The sequence below is a fragment of the Lentzea sp. NPDC036949 genome (genome assembly GCF_055608075.1).
Window position 1 is genome coordinate 52,309 of the sequence record NZ_JBVJRA010000019.1, and the last position, 15,076, is coordinate 67,384.

Annotated in this window: 6 protein-coding genes; 1 reads left to right on the plus strand and 5 read right to left on the minus strand. The window is 72.9% G+C overall.

Annotation, left to right across the window (positions count from 1 at the left end):
• Positions 1–181 precede the first annotated feature (181 nt).
• Genes ACZ7CD_RS35785 through ACZ7CD_RS35795 form a run of 3 tightly spaced genes read right to left on the minus strand, consistent with a single transcriptional unit; the run spans position 182 to position 12,313 of the window.
• A complete protein-coding gene (locus ACZ7CD_RS35785; protein WP_470380635.1) occupies positions 182–11,377 on the minus strand; it encodes a protein-glutamine glutaminase family protein in 11,196 nt (3,731 codons plus the stop codon).
• Positions 11,378–11,426: 49 nt separating this feature from the next.
• Positions 11,427–11,894, minus strand: coding sequence for a hypothetical protein (locus tag ACZ7CD_RS35790; protein WP_360388220.1), 468 nt, complete (start codon positions 11,892–11,894; stop codon positions 11,427–11,429).
• A 5-nt stretch (positions 11,895–11,899) separates the two neighbouring features.
• Positions 11,900–12,313: a YbaB/EbfC family nucleoid-associated protein gene (locus ACZ7CD_RS35795; RefSeq protein WP_360388218.1), complete on the minus strand. Its 414-nt coding sequence runs from the start codon at positions 12,311–12,313 to the stop codon at positions 11,900–11,902.
• A gap of 377 nt (positions 12,314–12,690) precedes the next feature.
• Between ACZ7CD_RS35795 and ACZ7CD_RS35800 the strand changes: the two genes are divergently transcribed.
• Complete coding sequence (locus tag ACZ7CD_RS35800) at positions 12,691–13,350, plus strand: helix-turn-helix transcriptional regulator (RefSeq protein ID WP_089919718.1); 660 nt, start codon at positions 12,691–12,693, stop codon at positions 13,348–13,350.
• A 33-nt stretch (positions 13,351–13,383) separates the two neighbouring features.
• Here the strand turns inward: ACZ7CD_RS35800 and ACZ7CD_RS35805 are convergent, their stop codons facing one another.
• Together ACZ7CD_RS35805 and ACZ7CD_RS35810 are read right to left on the minus strand one after the other, a co-directional pair.
• The gene (locus ACZ7CD_RS35805) at positions 13,384–13,884 is read right to left on the minus strand and encodes a hypothetical protein (protein ID WP_458433026.1); all 501 of its coding nucleotides are present in this window, start codon (positions 13,882–13,884) and stop codon (positions 13,384–13,386) included.
• Positions 13,885–14,303: 419 nt separating this feature from the next.
• Entirely contained in the window at positions 14,304–15,008 is a 705-nt protein-coding gene (locus ACZ7CD_RS35810; RefSeq protein WP_470376088.1) for a type VII secretion system-associated protein, read from the minus strand.
• Between the last annotated feature and the right edge of the window lie 68 nt (positions 15,009–15,076).

The following is a 15,076-nucleotide window of genomic DNA, read 5'->3' on the forward strand; positions in this document are numbered from 1 at the left end:
ACCAGGTAAAACACCGCTGACGTCAGTTCCACGAGGGCACCGTGGCACCTCATGGGGTGAATTCACTCTGCACGTCCACACCATGATCGATGTACGTTCGGACACTCTTTCCAGCGCCGCGTTACTCCCTTTCAGTGAATTTCCCGGAAGACCACGCAGAATCTCCCCCGCCGTTCTCGGGTTACCGCCTGGGCTGCTGAACCGGAACAGCCGCGTCCTGCGGTGCGGGGAGCCCGAACCGCTCCGCGACCTCCTCCGGCACCTCCAGCGCACACGTGCCCGCCCTCTGCTTCCCGTCCGGCCAGTACCAGCGCCAGCCGTCGGCGGTGGGCCGGGTCACCACGACGCCGAGCCGCGCGGCGAGGTCGGCGGCATCGGTGCCGGGGTTCACGTCGTCGTGCGCGGTGAAGAGCCGGACCGCCTCGTCGCCGTTCCACCCGGCGGCCCGCAGCACGCGGCGCACGTCGTCCGCGCCGAGCGCGACGCCGCGGTCGAGCACCAGCGCCACGACGTCGTCCTCGGCGGGCAGGTACCGGGCCGCGGTGGAGAGCGGGCCGTCCGGGTCGGCCCCGACGAACACGCCCGCGTCGACGCGGACCGCGCTCGCCGCGGGCAGGTCGACGCTGAGCCGCTCGTGCCGGTGGAACGCGGCGTCGCCGGCGAACACCGACTCGGGCGCGGACCAGCCGTGGCGGTGGGCGAGGTCGCCGAACTCGGGCAGCGCGTGCAGGCGCTGTTCCGCCCGCCGCGGGTCGCCGAGCGCCACCAGGTTCCTGCCGTCGAGCCGGACCGCCCTGATGTGCACGGCGCTGCTCCCGCCGTGCAGCACCTGCCCCGGTCCCGCGGCGAGCCACGACCAGAAGCCGTACTGCGACCGGGCGGTCGTGAGCTTCGTCGAGACCGGGACCATGCGCTCCCCCGCAGCCGCGGCGAACCCGCCCCCGAAGGCCGTTCCGCCCGGCTCGGGTGCGAGCACGGCGCCCAGCGCGGCGAGGTACCCCGCCAGCTCCGGCTGCTGCCTGCGGCGCACCGGCAGGTCGACGAGCTTCAGCGCGGCGCCGAGCCCGCTGACGTGCGGGCGACCGGGCGCGGCGGTGGGAGTGAGCACGGGCAGCCGGGGCCCGGTGAGGTCCGTGGCCGCGAGCTTCTGCATCGTCCTCGACCACCGGTCGGTCAGTTCGCGCCAGGCCGCCGGGTGCTGGTCCGCGGCGGCGGTGAGTTCCCCGGCGCGCGTCCGGATGTCCGCGAACTCCTCTCGCGCGAAGGCGATCCGGTCACGCACGCGGCTGCCCTGCACGCGGCCCAGTGGCCGGTCCCGGTGCGTGCGGAAGTCGACGGACGTGGCGGGCAGCGCGGCCGCCATGGCACTCACGACGGCGTCGCCGGCGTGCAGCATCGACACGATCGTCAGCGCCCGGTCCCGCACGGCGATGTTCACCGCGGCGGGACCGCCGGTCGTCTGGAAGTGCCGGGGCTCGTGCCCGGCCGAGGCGAACAGCGACTCCGCGAGCGCGTCCGGGTTGCCGAGCAACGCGGTGAACAGCGGGTCGCCGAGCACCTTCGCGCGGGCCGGGCCGGTGAGGTTCACCGTCGCGAGCACCGCCAGCCGTGACTGCACCGGGGCGCCCACCGGGTAGGAGATCCCGTGCAGGAGGGACCCCTCGGTCGTGAAGGGGTCGTGGCCCTGTTCGAGGTGCCGGGCCACGTCGGTCAGCAGGTGGACGAGCCGGTCGGGGCTGAGCGGCCGGACTGCCCGGTGGTCACCGGACCGGGCACCACCGGCACGGACCGGTACGACCGTGGCGGCGAGCACGGCGTCGTTGAGCACCGCGCGCACCTGGTCGCGCAGAGCCGTGCCGGACACGGTCCCCAGCGCGTCGTCCAGGTTCCGCAGCAGCTCCGCCGTGCCGTCCGCGAGGTCGTGCTGTTCGACCGCGCCGGACGACAGCGCGACCACCTCGCCGGCCCAGTCCGCCAGATCGGTCTCGGACAGGGACAACCGGGCACGTCCGCGGGTCGCGTTGCGGTACGCCGAGGTCAGCCTGGTCCGGTGCCGCGGGTCCGCGTCGGGCTGCGGGCGACTGGTCGCGGGCGAGATCTGACCGGCGGGCGGAGCGCTCTGGCCGGTGCCGGCGCCGGGTGGTGTGAAGCCGAGTGCGCGCGCTCCCGCCAGGTCGACCTGCAACCAGACCTCGCCGTCCACGCCGTCCACGCCGTTCTGCCCGGTCGCGACGGCGGCGGAGGTCCTCCCGTCCCGGTACCCGAGCGTGAGCGTGGCGCGCAGCTCCGCCAGCACGAGGTAGGCGCTGTCCTGCCGCACCTCGGCGGGAACCGGCTCGGCCTCGCGGGAGGCGTACCGCGAGGCGGCCAGCGTCCGCTCGACCTCTCCCGTGCCGATGAGGTTCTCCGCGATCGGACCGGCGAGCAGGGCGGCCTTCCCGGTCACGTCCTCCTCGGTCGTGACGACCGGGCCGGTCCCCTCCGCCGTCGTCTTGCGCAACGACGCACCGGGGATCGGGCCGAACAGCTGCCGCCTGCCCAGGTCGAAGGTGATCTTCGCCGTGGACACGGTCCTGCTGCCGACGTCGACCTGGTAGCCGTCGGGCGACAGACCCGCCACGAAGCGGGCGGCCAGCTGGGTCGCGGTCGTGGACACGAGCAGCCCGTTCGCCCGGCCCGCGTTCAGCTCCGGCAACAGCTCCGCGAGCCGGGCGTGCAGCCCCTCGGCGTGGAACGGCGTGGCGTTGATCGTGGCGTCGACGGGCAGGCCGGTGCCGTGCGTCAGCTCGCTCAACGGGATGTCGATCGTCTCCAGCGGCGTCCTGGCGAGGTCCAGGACGGACGGCACCGGCGTCTGGACGGCCGACTCCAGCGTGAAGCCCGGCAGCACCTGCATGTCCCGCACCGGTGTCTGCCGCAGCCCGGGCAGGTGCCTGCGGTAGACACCCGACCGCGCCCAGGGCCGCACCTGCACGGTCACCCGCATGCCGTGGCCGTGCCGTCGCGCCTGACCGGACCACCGGTAGCCGATGGTGGTCCGGGACAGCACCCGGTCGTCCTGCCCGCGGCGGGCCGCCGCTGCCAGCTCGATCGCCGGGTTGACCAGGCCGCTGGTCAGCGCCGACCCGATCCACTTCGGAATGGACGGCGGCAGGGCCACGCCCGCGGACCCGGTCCACTCCGACCGCTCGCCCCCGCTCGACCGCCGGGTCGTCGTGACCTCGGAGTCGACCAGGAAGGCCTCCTCCACGCCCAGGTCCGCGCCGTCGACGCGCTGCGCGCTCACGACGACCAGCTGTTCGAGCTTGCCCGACTCCCCCAGCCGCTCGCCGAAGATCGGCGAACCACCGTTGAGGACGTTGGCCAGCACCTGGTCCCCGCCGAGCTCCAGCCGCCTGCCGAACGCCTGCACCATCTCGTCGTGCAGCCCGGCGAACTGCTTGCGCACCTTGGGATCGGTGATGGTCTGCTCGTAGTCGCGCAGCAGGTCCCGGAGGTCCCGCACCATCCGCAGGGCCAGGTCCGGCCGCAGCGGCTCCGGCATCCCCAGCTCGATGCCGGCCTCGCTCGTCGAGGTCGCGGGCGGCGTCACCGCGTCCGCGTTGTGCGCGGCCTCGTATGCCCGGAGGTCGTCGGGCAGCAGGACGTGGTCGAGGTCGTGCCGGCTGAGCTCACCGATCCTCGGCACCTCGCTCGCCGGAATCCACAGCGTGACGGCCCGCGGCACGTACTTTCGCCGGTCGCCGCCGGCCACCGGACCGTCGTGCTGATCGCCGAACGGACCGGTCCACGTGTGCCGGGCCGACGTCGTCAGCCGGTGCCGCGCGTCGAACTCGACCAGGTAGCCGCGCTCGACCCAGGCGACCTTCGTGCGCGCGTCCACGGTGGTGGTCTCGGTGGTCTCCGGTCCGCGCAGGTAGGAGGCCGCTGCTTTCGCCTCGGCCGTGGCCACCTCCCCCAGCTTCACCTTCGCGGTGAGCCCGGCGTTCGGTCCGGTGCGCCGCTGCCGGTGCGACTCGACCGTCGTGTGGGTGGCGTTCGAGCGGGTGAACTCGTGGGCTTCGTCCACACCGATGATCCGGGCGTTGCCGTAGGTGCTCGTCAACGTCGCCGTGCCGGTGATCCTGCGGCTGCCGAGCTCCAGCGGCGCGAACCCGCTGTCGCCGTTGTAGTTCTCCAGCCGCAGCTCGTCGCCGGGTCCTTCGGCGAGCCCCAGCCTGCCCTGCCGCGACTGCCAGCTCACCCACTGCTCCAGTGCCCGGCGCGACACGTCCTGCGCGTCGTCCTCGCCGGAGCTGCCCAGCTGTGCCGGACGCGCGCCGACGAGCCGGCGCTTCGCCAGCTCCTGGGCCCTGGCGCGGGAGCCCTCCGGTTCGGGAACCGCCAGCAGCCCGGCGGTCTCGGCGCCCAGGCGGGTGATCGCGGCCATCGAGTCGACCTCGAACCGCTTCGGCAGGTCCGCGGCCCGCTCGAACTCCGCGGCACCGCCCGGCCGGGTCCCGGCGTCGACCCAGTCGCTCTCGGTCCCTGGCTCGACCGGTCCGGCGTCCACCGCACGACCCGGTCGCTGGGCGACCGCGATCTCCAGCTCCGCCGCGATGCCCGTCCGGAGCTCCGCGTCGGCCGCGGGGTCCGGGCGCTCGGACCACGTCATCGGCGGGTCCAGGTCCGACCAGTCGGTGCCGGTCCGCACCTCGATCTCCGCCGGGTGCCGGTAGAGGTGGACCGGGACGTCCTCCCCTGTCCAGGCGCGCTCCTCCTCCATCGTCTCGCTGATCTGGCCGCGCCGCTGCTCGGACCGCGTCACGCCGGCCGTGCCGCCGAGCTCGACCGGCCCGGCGTCGCCCTCGACCGCGACCTTGAAGCCCTTCGACCGCGTCCGCTCCGCCGTCAGCTTCGTCGTCTCGCTGGTCGCGACGAACCCCTGCAGCTCCTTCGTCGACGCCTTCTTCACGTACTCGCCACCACCAGGGGCGACCACGCCGCCGAGGAACAGGTCCTTCTCGGCCCCCGGCAAGGAGATCCGCTTCGGGTCGCCGCCGAAGAGCGCCCTCGGGTCGTCGACCAGGGCGTCCCGCAGACTCCGCTGAACGTCCCGTGCGTCCTGCGCGCCGGAGACCACCCCGTCGGCGTAGAGCCTCCGCACGACCCGGCTGATGACCGCCTCACGGGACACGTCGCTGAGCTTCCACCGGCTCCGCGCGTAGCCGGCGACCTCGTCCGCGCTCAGCCCGGACCGGTCCCGCGCGCCGGCGGCCCGAACCGTCCCAGCGGGCGCCGGCTCGTCACGGGCACCGACGTTGTTGCCGCTGTCACTGTCCACAGGGGAGAAGAGCAACACCGCAGCGGCTTCGACGTGCAACGCCACCAGCGGTTTGTCCTCACGTCGGAGGAACCCGAACGAACGGTGCGCGTCGTCGGATGACAACGTTGCCAGCCGGTACCTCTTGCCCTCCTCCGCCATCACCACCAGGAACGGGAAGCTGATCGTGTCGTCGACGAAGTCGCCCTTGATCCGCTCGGTCAGCTCGTGCCGCACCTGCGACACCCGCTCGGAGAGGTTCTGGTTCACCCGGCTGCAGGACACACCGGCCCCGATCTTCACCCCGACCAGGCCGGCGAGCTCCTCACCGGCGTTCACCCCCAGCTCGAACCCGGCCTCGTGGGTGCCCGCCGCGACCACCGAGTGCCGGTGACCCGCCGCCACGGTGCGTCCCAGCGACCGCGCGGCCGTCTGCGCCAGACCGGTTGCGGACGACTGCCCCTCCAGCGCTTTCCCCTGGCGCACCACGATCTTCACGGGCTTGTGCCCCGGGAAGCCGAACGTCTCCTCGACCTGCTCGCCGGTGACGAGGCGCTTGCCCTGCTTCGGCCCGAGGTCGTCGAGCCACCTCTCCAGCCGGGTGATCTCCTGGTGCGACCCCGACAGCCGCAGCGCGGACTTGACCGCGCTGAAGACCGTGTCGATGCCGACGAACCGGACGTGTTCGAGCGCGTCGCGCGCACGTTCGAAATCAGCGTGGCTGCGCGCCCTCGCGAGGGCGTCGGGGGTGGCGGCGAGGTCCGGGTAGCTCAGCGCGGGGCTCGCCGTCAGCGGGCTCTCCGGCGGCGGGTCGCCCTGCTCGCTCGGGGCGGAACCGAGCTGCGGCCACGACAACGTCATCGTGACCGACTGCTTCCACTCCACCGGCTCCGGCCGCTCGCGGTGGAGGTGCCGCTTCGGTGGCTGGATCCGCAGGCGGTGGTGCACGTCGTGCGACGTCCGGGTCACCCTGGCGCCCGCCTGGGTGATCTCGACGGTCTCCCGTGTCGTCGCGGTCGTCGAGGTGCGCCGCTCCGACGCGGTGCCGAGCACGCCCTGCGCCGAGAACGACATGGTCACCGGCCCGGCCGGCACCGACCCCTGCACCGGGTTCACCGGCGTCGAGACCACCTCGGCCGACGTGACGTCCTCCACCTGCCGGACCGTCTCGGACCTCGTCAGGTCTGCGGTCGTGCTGACGGCGTGGTGGTGGGGTGCTCCGATGCCGAGCGCGTGCACCTCGACCTCGAAGTCCTCCCACACCTCGCGGATGCCCTCGAGCGAGCGGTCCAGCTGCTTGAGCTTCGCGTCGGAGAACGTCACGTCGATCCACCGGCCCAGCTCAGCGGAGTCCTCGCCGAGCTCCCGCAGCTGGTCCCGCAGCGCGCTGCGCAGGTGAGCGAAGTCCGGTTCCCCGTCGACCTGCGGCTGGTCGACCTGCGCCCGCCAGGCGCGCGCCTCCTCCGCGGCCGTCACCCAGGAACCGGTCGTCGACAGGCTCGCGCCACGCCGGTGCCGCACCGACCTCCGCCTGCCCGGTCCCGCCGGACTGCCAGGACCACCGGGTGCCCGGTGCACCTCCGCGGGGCTGAGGAGGCTCGTTCCCCGCCGCGGCCTCGACGCTCCGCCTCTCAGCGCGGGCTTCAGCCCGGCCTCGCGCGCCAGCTGTTCGGCGAGTGCACGGACCGGTTGTCCCGGGGGCAGGCCCTCCTCCAGTTGGTACAGCCGGTACGCGACCAGCTCCACCACTTCGTCGTAGGCCAGCTGGAACCGCGACCCCGGCACCGCGAACTGGTTCACCGTCAGCGCCGCCAGGGTCCGCAGTGACGCGACCCGTTCCGGTGGCAGCTGCCGCCACTGCTGCGGCAAGCGGTCCACCTCGGCGACGCTCGACAGCACCGACGACGACGGGACGAGCGGGTGCGGTGCCGCGGTGTGGCCGCCCTGCTCGGGCAGGGCGCTGCGAAGTTCCGCGCCGGCATCTTCCCCTTCGGACTCCGGCCGCGGCGCCGCCGGGACGACGGTGTGCCGCGGCAGGCCGGCGACGGGGCGGTCGGGGAACACCGTGGCGAAGTCGTCCAGCGGCACGTCACCGATGAACAGGTCCAGCACGTCGGTGAACCGCCGCGGCATGCGCAGACCGCCTGCGGGCACCGCGTCCGGGCTCCACCGGCCCATCAGCGTTCCGCTGACGTCGAGCCCGCCACCCTGGTTCGTGGTTTCGTCGACGAGCCCCAGCATGTGGCCGAACTCGTGCGCGCTGTGCTCCTGCGACTGACCGGGGTGCCAGTTCGTCTGGTCGACCAGGCGGCCGGGGTCCATCGTCACCACGTGGTGGACCGCGGACGTCCCGTCGGCGGGCAGGAGGCGGAACCACAGCGGCTCACCGTCCGGTCTGCGCAGCGGCCCCCCGTCGCGTCCGCTGTTGAAGTAGCGGTCCACACCGGCCTGAGCGCTGCGCAGCAACGCCTCCCGCGTCGCCTCGTCGTGGCGCCCCTCGGGGTCGAGCGCGACGCGGACGGTGACCTCGGTGACCGGCCCGTCCCCGGTCGCGAACCGGCGCACCTCGAACGCCGACCTCTCGACCGCGTCGTGGCCGGGCAGTGCGCGGATGCGGCCCCGCTGCACCACGCCCGTGCGCTCCGGCTGCGCTCCGGCGTCGAGTGCCCCGCCGGGCGTCACCGCATCTTCGATGGCGTCGGCGTGGCCGGGCAGGAGGTGGAGCAGTCGCCGCAGCGGCTCGGGTTCCCGGTCGAACAGACCGCTCACGCCGACGGGTTCGCGTTCCGCGAGAGCGGACAGGGCGTCGTGGACCAGGTCGATGGACACGCCGGCACCGGAGGCTGTCTCCAGGTCGACGCGTGCGGCGATGTCGGCGAGCGCGCGGTCCACCCGTCGTTCGGCGGCAAGGGCGTAGAACTCGCGCATCTCGACGATGGCGGCCCGCGACTCGGCGTCGGCGTGTGCCCACGAGGTGTCGTACGGGCCCACCAGGTCGGGGAAGCCGTACACGTGCGAGTCGGTGAGCACCAGCACCGGCACGTCGACGGGATAGCCGTCGTCCCACCTCGCCGGGAAGTTCCGCTGGTCGTCCATCAGCTGCTGCTGCACCGCCTCGGCGGTGCCCTGGTACCGCCGAACCCTGTCGGCGCCCGCGGCACGAGCCCAGTCGTCGATGCTCAACGGCCGTTCGGCGTTCACGGACGGGTCGAACACGACCCACTCGCGACTGTTCGGCGTCACCACGGCGACCGCGACGGCGATGTGGAAGTCCCACTCGACCTCGGCCGTGCCCAGCCCCGGTCCCCCGATGACGACCTTGCGCGGGTCGGCTCCCCGCTGCTGGAGCGCGACGGCCATCCGGTGGGCCCGGTAGGTGCAGCCGTCGTCCGCGTAGTCGTGGGGCAGGCGCCGCTCGCCGAAGAGGTGATCGTCGAAGGTCAGCTCGCGCAGCTGCGCGAACCACGCGTCCGCCTGCTCCCGCGACACGGGGTCCGTGATCACGTCGCCCAGCAGGTGGTCGACGTAGGCGGACTCGTCCGGCCGCAGTCGGCGCAGCTCGGTGCCGAGGTCCTCGCGGAACTCGTCCCAGTAGGCGTCCTCGACGACCCTGACCGTCTGGGGGTCCCTGCCCAGACCGTCCAGCAAGGTCACCGCACCCTCGAAGTCCTGGCGCTGGACACGGGCGTCGACCTCCCGCACCAGCTCCCGCACCGACGGCAGCTCGGCCGGGTCGGCATCCGGGCCCACCGCGATCGAACCGAGGGGCATCTCGGCGGCGGGGTCGGCGAAGAACGTGGTCACCCGCCCCATGACCTGCAACGCGCGCTCGTAGTCGGCGCCGGACAGCCGCCCGTCCTCGTGCGCGGCGGACAGCGCCTGCGCCAGCTGGTACGACCTGTCCTGCGCGCCCGGAACCTCCATGAGCCGGTGCAGCTCGACCAGCAACCGCCTGCCGTTGACGGCGGGCTGCTCCAGCGTGGAGACGACGGACCGGTGTGCGATGTCCGTGGCCTGCTCCGGTGCCACGGGCGTCTGGGCGCGCACGACTTGGCTGACGACGTCCGGGGCCTGGCTGACGGCGTCCGGGGCCTGGCTCACGACGTCCGAGGCCTGGCTCACGACGTCCGAGGCCTGGCTCACGACGTCCGAGGCCTGGCCCGGTGCCTGTGGCACCTCCGTGCTCGGAGGCAGTGCGGCGGTGACCCGGCCGCCGGAACCCGTGGCCGTTCCCCCGGCCTCGACAGGCGGTGTCCCGTTCGCGGAGACCTGCCCCGCGGCGACGTCGCGTCCGCCGGCCCGGTCGTCGCTGGTCTGCTGAGCTGACGGCGCGGACTGCGGGTCGTTCACGGCCGCTGGGTGGGTGGTGGAGGAGTCCGCAGCCGACTGCCCGGACGGCGGGGAGGCCGTGAGCCCGTGTTCGGCACGCGGCTGCGCTCCCGGCGGAGCGTCCTGACCGCCGGTGCTAGGTGCCGTCCGCACCTCGTCCCTCAAGGCGGGCGACGTCTGCGGGGTGAACGGCACGTCCGCGGCGGAGGACTCGGCTGCCAGAGGCACGACCGCTGGAGAGGAACCCGCCGCCGGAACCACCGCCGGAGAAGACCCGGTTGCCGGAGCCACCACCCCCGCAGAGGGCCCGGCCATCAGAGGCACCACCGCCGGAGACGAACCCGCCGCCGGACGCACCACCGCCGCAGAAGAACCGGCCATCGGAGCCATCACCGCCGAAGGCGACCCGGTTGCCGGAGCCACCACCGCCGAAGACGACTCGGCCGAAGAAGACCCGCTGGCAGGTCCGGTCTGCGGCCCGTCCCCGGTCCCCGACACAGCGGGAGGCCCACCGGCGGGAACATCCCGCGGAACCTCGACCGCAGCGGGAACACCGCCTCGCCCAGGCGCCACCCGCCCACCGACCGGCGCGTCGACGCCACCGTTCCGCGCCGGCCCGGACCCCGGGCCCGTCACGGCACCCGGCCGACCGCCTCCGGACGCTCGCGCGCCTCCGTCCGCGTGAACGCCTCCCCCGGCAGACGTCCCGCCCTCCCGCCCCGGCGGAACCGCACCACGAGCCGTGCCGACACCCGCCCACGTCCCGGCCCCACCGGTCGCCGACGAATTTCTCTCCACTGCCACAGAACCAGGCGCGCCCCCATCGGCAACGGGCCCGTTCGCCGACGCACCTCCGGCACCACCGATCGCCCCCGGCACGGGCACCTTCACCGCGTCCCCGTTGACCAGCCGGTCGATCGCGTCCCCGGCGTCGTGCGCCTTCTTCGCGGCGGCACCGCTGAAAGCACCGCCCACCGCACCGGCCCACAGGTCGTTCAGGCTGCCGCCGAGGACCCCCGCGGCACCGGCGCCCACCACGACGTCGGCGACCGCCTCCGCCGCGCCGTGGAACGCTGCCGTGTCCTCGACGCGCGGCTTCCACCGGCCCGCGCCCAGGTGCATGGCGCCGGCAAGGCCCTCCGCCGCGCCACCGGCCACGAAGCTGATCAGCGAGCTGGTGCCGTCCCAGCGGTGGCGGTTGCCCTCGGCGACCTGGGAGAGCTGTGCGATGGCGTCCTGCACGACCTCCTCGACGCCGCCCTCCACGGCCTCGCCGATCAACCGGATGGCCCAGTGCAGGCGCATCGAGATCTGCTGCACGGCGATGCGCGCCGAGGTGATGAACGACGGGATGAGCGGCGCGGTGAAAGGGCTCGACAGCGCCCACAGGATCGACGCGGCGAAGAAGGCGATCTCCACCATCATCGCGTAGACGGAGTGCTCGACGTTCAGCGCGAGGTCGAGCAGGCTGCTCGACTGCGCCCCGGCGATCAGCGCGATGCCGGGGACCTGGCCGAGCACGCGGGTGACCTGCTCGCGGAACGCGCGCCCTGCGCGGCCACCGATGGCGTGCTCGACCGAGCTCACCAGCTGCGCGACGCCGTCCGCCAGTTCCTGCAGCGTCCGGCCGCTGTCCAGCCAGTGCTGCGCGAGCGCACGCGTGGCCGCCACGTCGACCTTCGGCGCCTGCTGCCCTGCCACGAGGACCCAGAGCCAGTCGAACGACGGATCGAAGTGCAGGCTCACCGTTCCTCAGCAGACGTCCGTCGAAATCCTCGCAGCAGCAGCAGCGGTGTCAGCGGCGGCCGTCACCGTCCGGCTTCTGGCCGGGCGCGTTCCCGGGGCCCATCGCATCCTTGAGTTTCAGCGAGATGTCCGTGGCGTTCTCCTCCGTGCCCACGCAGAAGGCTCTGAACTGCTTCACGCTGCCGGCGATGACGCCGATGGCCTTCGCCAGGCTGGCGAGGCCGTTCAGGTACTCCTCCGAGCGCTTGTAGTACTTGGGGGCGAACGCGTTCCAGCTCTCGTCGCCCTGACCGGACGGCAACGGCGCGTAGGAGGCGAGCTCCCTGTTGCTGTTCGCGTAGTGGCGGAACCGGTCGGCAGCCGACTCGAAGCCCGCCGCACCCCGGTTCAGCTGGTCGGTGTCGACGGAGATCCGCCCCGACCCGTCTCCGAGGTTGAACGGGGCCGGCCTGCTGCTGCCGCCTCCGCTCTGCTCGTCACCGGAAGCGTCCTCGCCGGGGTTCTCCGACTTGATCATCGCACTCAGTCCCTGATGTTCATGACGTCACGGGTGGTGGGGCGCAGCTCGGGCGTGGGAGGCAGCAGCGACTGCAGGTCCACGTCACCGGAGAAGAGCTTGCGCGCGTCGACCCCGGGAGGGAGCGTCGGCGCGATCACGTCCGCGGCCTCGTCCGCCACCTGCTGCTGCGCGTCCGTGATGGTTTTCAGGACCGCGGACTCCAGTTCTGCCGGTGTCATGCGCTTGTAGGCGCCGCTCGGGAACTTCACGTCCTTCACCACGCCGCCGTGACCGACGGTCACCGCCACGACCCGGCGGGGAGCGGTGACGGTGCACGACAGCTCGCTGAGCCGTCGCTGCGTCTCGCGCAGTTCGGCGAACTGCCGCTCGTACTGGCTCTTCAGCTGCTCGACCTGTTCGGACTGGGGATAGGACACCGCACGCCTCCCTCGGCCTGCTCGCCGTGACCGGACATCAGCAGTAAACGGGCACAAGCAGAGCGTCCGCCCCCGAACGGACCGGTTCCGAACCTGAAAGGAACCGCATGATGCCCAAACGCACCCGATGCGGCGGTACCGATTGAGACGCGGCCCTCAAGAAGGCAGAGTTCGAGTCGAGAGATCGATTACTTCCCGGTGATATGGCTGCAAACAGCCGTGTCCCCACCCGGTGGACCAGGGGTAAGTTCGAGCTTCCCGGCTGCCGCGTCCTGGCACCGGCAGGCACCGGCGGTCGACAGGCAGCTTTGTCGTTTCGCAAACCTGCCCCCCGTTCTCGCTGGCCTTCCGCGTGGCTCGCACGGTCTCCTGTGAACATGACTTCGCAGACCGCCTGGCCGGACGGCCGGCGCCCCCTGGCACCAGGGCACGCAAGCCGCACGGCCATCCGGGTCTTGGTCCACGCCTCGGACCCGCTGATCGCATCGGGCCTGCTCGCGATGCTGCGGCCGACGCCCGGCATCGAGATCGTCACGGACCCGCAGAACGCCGACGTCACCGTGGCCGTCGCGGACGACTGCCTGCAGGAGGCGTTCCAGCCCGGCACGTCCCGCCTCGTCCTCATCGCGGACGAGCTCCGCCAGGCGGAGCTGTGGACGGCCATCGAGCACGGACTCGTCGTGCTGGTGCCGCGCGCGGAAGCCACGGCCAGGACGAGGCTGCTGCGCGCCATCACCGACGCCCGCGAGGGACGGGGCGACCTGCCCGCCGAGCAGTTGGGCAACGTCCTGCGAGGGCTCAAGCAGCTGCAGGAGACGACCCTCGGGCCGCGCGACCTCACCCTCGCCGGCCTGTCGCTGCGCGAGACCGAGGTGATCAGGCTCCTCGCGGACGGCCTCGACACCGCCGAGATCGCGGAGCGGCTCATCTACTCCGAGCGCACCGTGAAGAACGTCCTGCACAACCTGCTCAGCAGGCTCAACCTGCGCAACCGCGCCCACGCGGTCGCCTACGCGTTGCGCCACGGCCTCATCTGAGACCGGCCGCGGACGGCCTCCCGCCGTCCGCGGTCACAACGCCGTGACGCCGACCAGCAGTGGCCCCAGCAACGACTCGAGCCACGCCTGAGCGCTCGTGGGCCCGTCCTCGCAGCAGTCGCCGCACGGGTTGAGGGCGGCGAGCACGTCGCCGATCAGCCGGCACCAGGCGTCGACGTCCTGTGCGGTCTCGAGCAGCACCACGCCGCCGGACTCCGGCAGCGTGCGCAGGACGCGCCGTGCCGCCTCCGCGGTCTCCGCCAGGTGCACCGGCGCCCACCACGAGATCTCCCAGTCGGCAGCACCCGCGGGCACGTGCTCGCGCACGATCGCGGTGATGCGCTCGTCGTACACCGGTTCGTCGGCGACCAGGCGACCCGAGCCGCGGGTGCTGCCGTCCACCCACCGGCACCGGGCCAGCCACCGCTCCGCCACCAGGACGAGCCCGTCCGCGTGGGACCGCAGCAGTTCGACCTCACCCCCGGACAGCACACCGATCATGCCTTCGTCGCCACATCGGTCCCAACGGTTCACCGCTTCGTCTCCTCGCAGCGCGTGCTCTCACCTCTTCCGTCCGCCGCACGAGCTGACCGGGGTCTGCCGGGCGCGGAAAGATCAAGCTAACGGGCGGCGAAGGACCAAACGAGACCCGAAGTCGTGATCGGCCCCTCCAGCCTCCGAAAGCTGCACCGAAGGCCGCGCCGCGGGGCGCGTGAGGAGAGGCTCGTCAGTGGACGGAGACACCGTGTCGCCCAGCGGAATCGACCCCCGGTTGCTCCGGCGCTGCGCCGCGGAGCAGCAGAAAGGCCCGCGAGCCGCACCCGTGGGCGAGCCGACGGCGGAACCGGACGGGGCGGAGGTCGCCGAGCAGCCACCCGCCCGGCCGGGCACGCAGTCACCTCCTCGCGACCACGCGGAGCCGGCGAGCGGGAACCGGTCCTCCCGCACCCCGGTCACGACCGTCGCGCCTCCGGAGCGGCCGGTGCCTCCGCCTCCGTGCTGAACCGCGGTGCGGCGGAGTCCTGCGCGGCCGGCGTCTCGTCCTGTCCCGGCCCCCAGGGAACGACGCGCATGCCCGACTCCTGCCGGAACCGCTCGTGGACGGCGGACACCTCGTCGTCGCTCATCATGAACGTCTCGCGCATGAAGTCGCCGGTGAGCCGGACGGAGGCCGGGCCGCCGGGGTTGAACAGCACGTCCACGCCGTCGGCCAGCAGCATCACGAGCTCGTCGAGGTCGATGCGCCGCCACTGCGGTGAGCTGACCCTCCTGCGGTGCGGCTCGGCGGTGGCCACGACGACGCAGGCGATGTCGTCCGGCGACTGCACGACCAGCGGCTTGCCGTCCCCGTTCAGCGCGATGTCGAACAGGCAGTCGCGCAGCATCAGCTGGATGTGCTCCACCTCCGCGCCGCCGTGCAGGACCAGCCTCAGCACGGCGTCCAGCGGGTCCGTCGGCGAGTGCTCGTCGGCGGGTACGTAGTCCGGGTTGGCCCGGAACCGGCCGACGCGGCCGTCGCCCTCCACCGGCCACAGCCCGACGACGGCCTGCGCCGGCGGCAGTTCGTCCTCTTCGGACGGAGCCCACGCCGGGTCCATGAGCAGGAACCAGTTCTCGAGCGGCCCGCTGTCCCTGGTGTCCTCGGTGCTCTCGGTCATGTTCTCCATCCTCGTCCCTCACGTCTTCGCCGGCAGTGCCGACGCCCTGTTCCCGGGAGCGCTCGTGC

Bases quoted from the DNA above. Each gene is read 5' to 3' on its own strand.
- ACZ7CD_RS35790 (WP_360388220.1), bottom strand. From the start codon at position 11,894: ATGATCAAGTCGGAGAACCCCGGCGAGGACGCTTCCGGTGACGAGCAG.
- ACZ7CD_RS35810 (WP_470376088.1), bottom strand. From the start codon at position 15,008: ATGACCGAGAGCACCGAGGACACCAGGGACAGCGGGCCGCTCGAGAAC.
- ACZ7CD_RS35800 (WP_089919718.1), top strand. From the start codon at position 12,691: ATGACTTCGCAGACCGCCTGGCCGGACGGCCGGCGCCCCCTGGCACCA.